The organism is uncultured Campylobacter sp., assembly GCF_937997595.1.
GTDB lineage: Bacteria > Campylobacterota > Campylobacteria > Campylobacterales > Campylobacteraceae > Campylobacter_B.
Map to the genome: position 1 here is coordinate 1 of NZ_CALKTS010000116.1, position 8031 is coordinate 8031.

Consider the following 8031-nt stretch of genomic DNA (forward strand, 5'->3'; position numbering starts at 1 on the left):
TCGTCGCGACGATAGAATTTTTTCATAAAACTAGCTCCTAAATAAAACGGCGATTTTACAAAAATCTCTCTAAATTTACGCTTTTAAAGCCGCTACGAACGCCCTAATCTCCGCTTCTTGCAGCCTCTCAATCTCCTTGCCGATCGCAGCGCCGCGCAGATTGCGAGCGACATCCGCAGCGCAAACCAAGCTTTTAAATTTCTTATCCCAAATCCCAAGCCGCTTCGCCGCTTGCACCCTACCTTTACAATATAGCCCGAGCCACTGCTTAAGCGGCATTTTTAGAGCGATTTTACATAGTCGCTCGTCGCTTACCCGCTTAAAAAACGGCTCGCTAAGTAGCCTTTTATAAAGAGAATTTAGCCCTAAATTCTTTAAAATTTTATCTTTATCTAATCCTAAAAAATTCAAAAACGCATATAAAAAAAACATTTCATTTCTCACGAAAGATTCGCCGTGCTCTATGAATTTTATCAGTCGCTCGTGCGTGCGCGGATCAATCCACAATCCAAAAACCCGCTCGTAAAGCCCCAGCTCTTGCATTAGCATCATTCCGTATCGGTGCGCAGGTGCACGGAAAAATTTAATCAGCTCTGCTTTAACGCGCTCGCAACTAAGATCGCTAACGTCGATGCCGTGCATAAGTTCTAAGGTGCGCAGCTCGGCGCGAAGCTCAAATCTCGCAGCAAACTGCACTGCGCGATATACGCGCAAGCTATCCTCCACGAAAGTGCGTGGATCAACCACTCGCAAAATACGCGCGCGCAGATCCGCAAGCCCGCCGTAAAAATCGAGAACTTTACCGCTTATAGCGTTTATCATCATCGCATTGATTGTAAAATCACGCCGCCTACTAGCCTCATGTTCGTCCGTAGCCAAAGCGACACTGAAGCCCTTGTGTCCGATGCCTGTCTTGCTCTCGGTGCGCGGCAGCGAAACATCGAAATTTTTATATTTATAGACGAAGTAACTCTTGCCGACGCCCTGTGCGCCGAAGTCTTGCATAATTTGCTCAAAGCGGTGCGGACTCACATCGTAAAGCTCCACATCCACATCAGCGCTAGCCTGCCCCAAAAAATGATCGCGCACGCAACCGCCTACTAGATAGATACGCGAGCTAAATTTTTTAAGATAATCTAAAAGCGCGATGAAATCGTCATTTTGATAGATTTTCAAGTCGGTTTTCGATACTTGCAAGCAAAAATTCCATAAATTTTAAATTTAGCTCCACACGCGCGTTCAAATCGCCCTTCTCAAAAGCGTTCAGCCCCTCAAAAAGCACTAAAATTCGCTCTTTTATCGCGCTCAAAAACTCCGCCTCGCTTGAAATTTTAAAATCTGCATTTGCGAGATATTTTGATTTGTCACCCGCTTGTCTCGCGGCCCCAAGATGTCGCGCTTCCTCGGGCTGGTGCAGGGCGGAATTTAGAGCACCATAAGAGGCAAAACTTTCCGCTTGCATATCCTGTGCGGCAGAATTGCGAAGCTGCGGCGTGGCGAGCTCATCGTCTCGCACCCTATGCGTCGTAAAATTCTGTGACTGCGAAACGAAATTTTGCTGCTGCGCGGCAACTTTGCGGATCTCTAGTGCGGCGGAATTTTGAGCTTGAAGCGACGAAAAATCCTGCTTTTTAAAATGCGCCGCACCGAAATAATCGTCAACTTCGTTTTCTTTGAAATCAGAGCCAGGCCCAAAATCGTCATTGCGAAGTTCCTTAAAATGCGCGCCTAAAATACGAGGCGTCAAATCTTGCTCGCTTTGAGAGTCGTCATCCGTAGAATTTAGCGCTAATTCAAAATCTTTACTTTTGGCAGAGCTTTGCGCCATGTTTGCGTCCCTGCTTTGCGGCGAAGCAAACCCATTCATATCGCTACCTAAACTATCGTAAATTTCACCTGCGATGCCTGATAAATCACGCAAGCTTTCGTCAAATTTTGCGGCGGAGCTTTTTAAAATTTCATCGTTTGCAAAGGTTGAATTTGTGGAATTTTTGCTACTTGCAGAAATGGAATTTATAAAATTTCCTCCATTTAAAGAGACGGAAACCACGGAATTTTCACTGCTTGTAAGATCAGAGTTTTTAAAATTCTCCTCGCTGGAAAAAGTAAAATTTTCATCTTTTGCGGCAGATTTTTTTAAAGTAGCGTCCGCTGCAAATTCCGTGCTGCTAAGCGCAGAGCTCTTGCGTGTCAGGGCTTTTGAACGATCTAGGGCGGAATTTAAAGCGTCCGATGAAACAAAGCGCGAAGTGGAATTTTTAGTATCTAAGGAAGTGAAATTTTGCGCGTTTGATGAAGCGATATCCGGTGCAGATGTGGAATTTAAGGCGCCAGATGCAATGGGATCTGGCGCAAAAGAAGCGGGGCCTAAAGCATCCTGCGAAGCCTGCGCTTCTGCTTCAGCGCCGTTTGCATTCACAGCCCCCTCTTGCTGCACCGCCAAATCTTGCACGCGCTTTTGTGCTTTCATCTCATTTACTGCTTCGATGATATCTTCCAGTTCATTTTCATACATCAATTAGCCACCTCTTAAATTCCGCTTGTTTGCGCGCATCGACGCTTAAAAAGCGCTCCAGCATCGCCATATTGACGCCCGAGCTTACCCGATGATTCAAATTTAGCCGTGCAAAAAGCACAGCCGCATCGCCATCTTGCGGATTATCGCGTAAAATACCGCGACAAATCCGCATTGCGCCGTAGATATCGCCTTTTTTCTCAAGCTCCATAGCGTATGCTAGTGCGCCATTCAAAGCTGGCTCCTAAGCCTTAGCCGCGTAATCTGCGATGATCGAGCCGATCTCTGCGGTCGAGCAAATTTCTTTGGCGTCGTACTGCGCGATATCCTTGGTGCGGTATCCGTCGCGAAGCACGGCGCGCACGGCAAGCTCGATCGCGGCTGCGGCCTCATTTTCGCCGAATGCGTATTTTAACATCATCGCAGCGCTTAAGATCGTAGCGATCGGGTTTGCAATCCCCTGCCCCGCAATATCCGGCGCGCTGCCGTGAATCGGCTCGTAAATTCCTACCTTGCCGCCAATGCTCGCACTCGGAAGCAACCCGATCGAGCCGCAGATCATACTCGCTTCGTCGCTTAAAATATCGCCGAATAAATTCTCCGTCAAAATCACATCAAACTGCGCTGGCGCCCGCACTAGCTGCATCGCGGCGTTATCGACGTACATAAACTCTAAATTTATCCCAGCATAGTTTTTCGCTAGCTCGCTTACGACTTCGCGCCACAGCTGGCTTGTTTCAAGCACGTTGGCCTTATCCACGAGCGTTATCTTTTTGTTTCGCAAAAGCGCAGCCTCAAACGCGACCTTAGCCACGCGCTCGATCTCGGCGGCGTTGTAACACATCGTATTTAGCGCGTCCTTTTCATTTTTTATGCGCGGCTGTCCGAAATAAATCCCGCCCGTAAGCTCACGCACCACCATTATATCGACGCCTTTGATGATCTCAGGCTTTAGCGTCGAAGCATTTATCAACTCATCAAAAATCATCGCGGGACGCAAATTTGCAAACGCTCCAAGCTCTTTGCGAATTTTTAGCAGTCCGCTTTCGGGGCGCAGTTCGCGCGGCAAGCCGTCCCATTTAGCGCCGCCGATCGCACCGAAAAGCACCGCGTCGCTTGATTTAGCGGTATTTAGCGTCTCATCCGGAAGCGGAACGCCCATAATGTCGATTGCCGCGCCGCCCATCAAGCGGTAGTCAAAATTTAGCTCAAAATTAAATTTATGGCTTACGGCATCGAGCACCTTGATCGCTTCTTCGATGATCTCAGGGCCGATTCCGTCGCCTTTTATCACGCATACGTCGTATTTTTTCATCCAAATTCCTTACAAGTTTATCTTTGTTTTTGCGTAATTTATCGCTCCGCCCGCATCGAGAAGCTTTTGCATAAACTCGGGGATTGCAGCGAATTTATACTGCGTTTTTTGAGTTAAATTTTTAATTACGCCGCCCTTCAGATCGATGCTAAGCTCGTCGCCCTGCGCGATCTTGTCCGTCTCGTCGCATTCGAGGATCAAAAAGCCGGTGTTGAAGCTGTTTCGATAAAAAATCCTAGCGAAATTCTTTGCGATCACGCATGAAATTCCGGCAGCCTTAAGCGCCATCGGAGCGTGCTCGCGCGAGCTGCCGCAGCCGAAATTTTTCCCCGCTACGATGATGTCGCCGCGAGCAATTTTGGACGAAAAATCCTTGTCCGCATCCTCCATAATGTGCGTCGCAAGCACCGCTGCGTCGGAGGTATTTAGGTAACGCGCCGCGATAATAATGTCGGTGTCGATATCATCGCCGAATTTCCATACTTTTGCCATATTTCCGCCTTCAATTTTAAAATAGATGCGCGATTTTACCGACAAATTTATTAAAATCCGCTCAATCGCTCCGATATGAGGGCGGAATTCCTCGTTTGAAATTTAGGGCTAAATTTAAACGCAAAGCCGCAGAAATAGAAAGTGCGGAAGCGTTAAATTTTAAAGCGACAGCGCAAAGGAAACGGAATTTCGGCTCGTCGGTTTTACGTCTTGCGAACGCAGAATTTTAGCGAGCAGTCTTAAATTTAGCTAAAAATATAACCTAAATTTTAAAATTTAGCCTAATTTCTAGAATTTGAAAAATCATTAAATTTAGATGGTTCGCGCCGTATATAAGCAAAAATAAAGAGCGTTTCGGTATAATCCAATTTTCCAAAACCAAATACACAACGACACAAGGAGATTTTATGGCGAGCCCAAAAGACGCCTTAACGCCCATCGAGCAATTCTTCGACGAAAATCAAAAAAGCTACATCACCTACGAAAGACTGATAAAATTTTTTGATAAAGCCCCCACCGCGACGGCTGTTAAGAAGGTCGAGGCGCTTACCAAAAAATTTGACGTCGAGCTGATCTCCGCCGCAGAAATCTCCAAAATCAAAAATTTAGAGGACGCGAAACTCAAAGAAGCCACGCAAAAAAAGCTGCTGGACGAGGGCTGGGACGAGGAGTTTGACCTATCCAGCGACGTCGAGCTTTTGGAATGGAGCCGTTCGGACAGCCCGGTGCGGATGTATCTGCGCGAAATGGGACAGATCCCGCTGCTGACCAAAGAAGAGGAGATCGAGATCAGCAAAAAAATCGAGCTCGGCGAGGATATCATCATCGACGCGTTTTGCTCGGTGCCATACTTAATAGACTTCATTTTAGACTATAAAGAGCCGCTTATCAACCGCGAGCGCCGCGTAAAGGAGCTTTTCAAAAGCTTTGACGACAGCGACGAAGAGGGTGAAGAGGAGGACGAAGAGGAACTATCGGAGGAGGATTACGACGACGAGGAGGACGAGGAGAGCGCGGACGAGGCGAAGCAAAAGCGATCCAAAAAGAACGATAAGCGCGCTCTAAAGGTCATCGAAAGCTTCAAGGCTCTTGAAAAAGCCAAAAAGGATTGGATGAAATTTGCCGAGAAAAACGCCGAGGCGATTAAGCAGAGCAAGGGAATTTTATCGAAGCTAAACTTGGCGTTTAAAAAGAAAATTTTAAAAGAAAAACTCATGGATCTGGGCCCAACTAGCAAGCTCATCACCGAGATCGTAAAATCGATGGAGACCGCGCTAAAAAGCGACGAGGGCTTCGAAAAGGAGCTCAAACGCTTAGAGTACAAGCTGCCGATGTTTAGCGCTGAACTGCGCGAAAATCACAAAAAAATTCTAAAAGAGATCACGAGGCTTAGCAAAGACGACATCATCGCGCGCGTGCCGGAAGCTACGATGGTCTCGACCTACGTCGATATTAAAAAGCTCTTTTTGACAAAAGAAGCGAGTAAAAAAAGCTTCAACCTCGAGCCCGAGCGGCTGAAAGAAATTTTAGAGCAAATTAAGCGCGGCAAGCGCATCAGCGACAATGCAAAAGCGCGCATGGCGAAGTCCAACCTGCGTCTGGTCGTCTCCATCGCCAAGCGCTACACCAACCGCGGGCTGCCGTTTTTAGACCTCATCCAGGAGGGTAACATCGGGCTTATGAAGGCTGTGGATAAATTTGAATACAAGCGCGGCTATAAATTTTCGACCTATGCGACGTGGTGGATCCGCCAGGCGATCAGCCGCGCCATCGCCGATCAGGCGCGCACGATCCGCATCCCGATCCATATGATCGAGACGATAAATCGAATTAATAAAATCACGCGCAAATATATGCAAGAAGGCGGCAAGGAGCCCGATATCAACGTCATCGCACAAGAGGTAGGCCTTAGCGTCGATAAGGTAAAGCAGGTCATCAAAATCACAAAGGAGCCGATCAGCCTGGAAGCGCCGATCGGAAACGAGGACGACGGCAAATTCGGCGATTTCGTCGAGGACAAAAGCTCGGTTTCGCCGATCGAACAAATTTTAAAATCCGACCTAAAAGAGCAGATCGACGATATCTTAGAACAGCTCAATGACCGCGAGCGCACGGTGATCCGCATGCGATTCGGACTGCTTGACGACGAGAGCGACCGCACGCTTGAAGAGATCGGCAAGGAGCTCAATATCACCCGCGAGCGCGTCCGCCAGATCGAAAGCTCGGCGATCAAAAAGCTAAAACACCCAAAAATCGGCCGCAAACTCAAAACCTATATCGAGAGCTAGAGCGAAATTCGATTTAATTTACTCTTAAAACGCCCGGCAAATTTAAAATTCATTAGACAGCCGGGCTTTGGCGTCGGTATTATTGATCTTAAACGCACGACAAATTAAAATCCGTAAAAGATACTCAAGCTAAAGCCGTCAATAATTGTATTTTTCAGTCTAAATTTTATCAGATGGGGCGCAAATCAAGGTGCAGTAAAATGCAGTAGCGCTTGAAAAGCCGATTTTTAGGGGCTTAAGGTTTGAAGTCCGTAGGTTTCAAACTCTAACGGAGTAAATTTACACATTGCCGAATGGACGCACTCCATGGGTGATAGCCAGTTTCAAACCCCATCGGAGATAATTTACACTTTGCTTGGCAGATAAGCTAAAGCAATTTTTTTCATCTGAGTTTCAAACTCCATTGGAGGGAATTTACACGTTATTTCGATTTTACTGATGCTTTTATTTACGATGGTTTCAAACTCCAGTGGAGAGAATTTACACGCCGAGCCTATGAGCCGCGAATTAGCGGAAAAATCAGTTTCAAATTCCAGTGGAGTAAATTTACATCAGCCCTCATAGGCTTTGCCGATCGCGCTTTGCTCGTTTCAAACTCCAGCGGAGAAAATTTACACAAAACGTTGATGGGCGAAGCGGCGCTTGAGATTTGGTTTCAAACTCCAGCGGAGAAAATTTACACCCTTGCCGTTGTCGTCGTTCTATTTTAGCTCTTGGCAGTTTCAAACTCCAGCGGAGTAAATTTACACTCACCTATAACATGATCGGCAACACTATCAAAATCAAGTTTCAAACTCCAGTGGAGGAAATTTACACGCAGCTTCTGCATTACCTAATTTAACATCTTCGTTGCGTTTCAAACTCCAGTGGAGGAAATTTACACCTTGGGTGTCGGTGGGGGCAGAAGCTTCATCGGAATGTTTCAAACTCCAGTGGAGGAAATTTACACAGCGCTAGAAATTCTATTTTCCAGGCTATGAATATTAAAGTTTATATTCTTACCCCTTAAATTTAGATAAGCGGCAAAGGCGGTTTAAAATAAAACACCGCATTTGCGGTGTTTTGCAAATCTTAGCCAAAGCTTCATCTGCGTATTTATAAAATTCCGACTAAAACCAGGTAGCACGATTTAACGGCACAAAAGCCGCCGCCGTTTCGGCGTGCAATCATTCCGCCTCGCACCATCTAGCTGGTTTACTGCGCGCTGACAAACCGACAACTCGGCACCGGCAAACTTTGACATACATTCAATCGCATCCCGCTTGCCGCACTGCCGTACCCGCAATCGCAGCACCCATAAATTTTGCCGGATTGCCGTGCCGACAACCGCAACACTATCTAAATTTACTGCTTCGCCGCGTCGTCGTCCCACTCTTAAAATTTACCTTCTGTAGCCAAGGGTGCGCTGGATAACACGACGT

The 8031-nt window shown here is 46.9% G+C and carries 6 protein-coding genes and 1 CRISPR repeat array; of the genes, 1 reads left to right on the forward strand and 5 read right to left on the reverse strand.

Annotation, left to right across the window (positions count from 1 at the left end):
• Positions 1 to 75: 75 nt before the first annotated feature.
• Genes Q0614_RS04045 through Q0614_RS04065 form a run of 5 tightly spaced genes read right to left on the reverse strand, consistent with a single transcriptional unit; the run spans position 76 to position 4322 of the window.
• Complete coding sequence (locus Q0614_RS04045; RefSeq protein ID WP_298786725.1) at positions 76 to 1176, reverse strand: CCA tRNA nucleotidyltransferase; 1101 nt, start codon at positions 1174 to 1176, stop codon at positions 76 to 78.
• Positions 1157 to 2515, reverse strand: coding sequence for a hypothetical protein (locus Q0614_RS04050; protein ID WP_298786727.1), 1359 nt, complete (start codon positions 2513 to 2515; stop codon positions 1157 to 1159). The genes Q0614_RS04045 and Q0614_RS04050 overlap by 20 nt, the downstream gene beginning before the upstream one ends.
• Entirely contained in the window at positions 2508 to 2750 is a 243-nt protein-coding gene (locus tag Q0614_RS04055; RefSeq protein ID WP_005869161.1) for a hypothetical protein, read from the reverse strand. Before Q0614_RS04055 ends, Q0614_RS04050 begins: the two co-directional genes overlap by 8 nt.
• 9 nt (positions 2751 to 2759) lie before the next feature.
• Complete coding sequence (gene leuB, locus Q0614_RS04060) at positions 2760 to 3830, reverse strand: 3-isopropylmalate dehydrogenase (RefSeq protein WP_298786729.1); 1071 nt, start codon at positions 3828 to 3830, stop codon at positions 2760 to 2762.
• Between the two features lie 9 nt (positions 3831 to 3839).
• Entirely contained in the window at positions 3840 to 4322 is a 483-nt protein-coding gene (locus tag Q0614_RS04065; protein ID WP_297963052.1) for a 3-isopropylmalate dehydratase small subunit, read from the reverse strand.
• A 407-nt stretch (positions 4323 to 4729) separates the two neighbouring features.
• Between Q0614_RS04065 and rpoD the strand changes: the two genes are divergently transcribed.
• Entirely contained in the window at positions 4730 to 6610 is a 1881-nt protein-coding gene (rpoD, locus tag Q0614_RS04070; protein ID WP_297949086.1) for an RNA polymerase sigma factor RpoD, read from the forward strand.
• Between the two features lie 255 nt (positions 6611 to 6865).
• Positions 6866 to 7559: direct repeats of the CRISPR family, unit length 30 nt; unit sequence GTTTCAAACTCCAGTGGAGGAAATTTACAC.
• The last annotated feature ends 472 nt before the right edge of the window (positions 7560 to 8031 follow it).

Bases quoted from the DNA above. Each gene is read 5' to 3' on its own strand.
- Q0614_RS04050 (WP_298786727.1), bottom strand. From the start codon at position 2,515: ATGTATGAAAATGAACTGGAAGATATCATCGAAGCAGTAAATGAGATG.
- leuB (WP_298786729.1), bottom strand. From the start codon at position 3,830: ATGAAAAAATACGACGTATGCGTGATAAAAGGCGACGGAATCGGCCCT.
- Q0614_RS04065 (WP_297963052.1), bottom strand. From the start codon at position 4,322: ATGGCAAAAGTATGGAAATTCGGCGATGATATCGACACCGACATTATT.
- rpoD (WP_297949086.1), top strand. From the start codon at position 4,730: ATGGCGAGCCCAAAAGACGCCTTAACGCCCATCGAGCAATTCTTCGAC.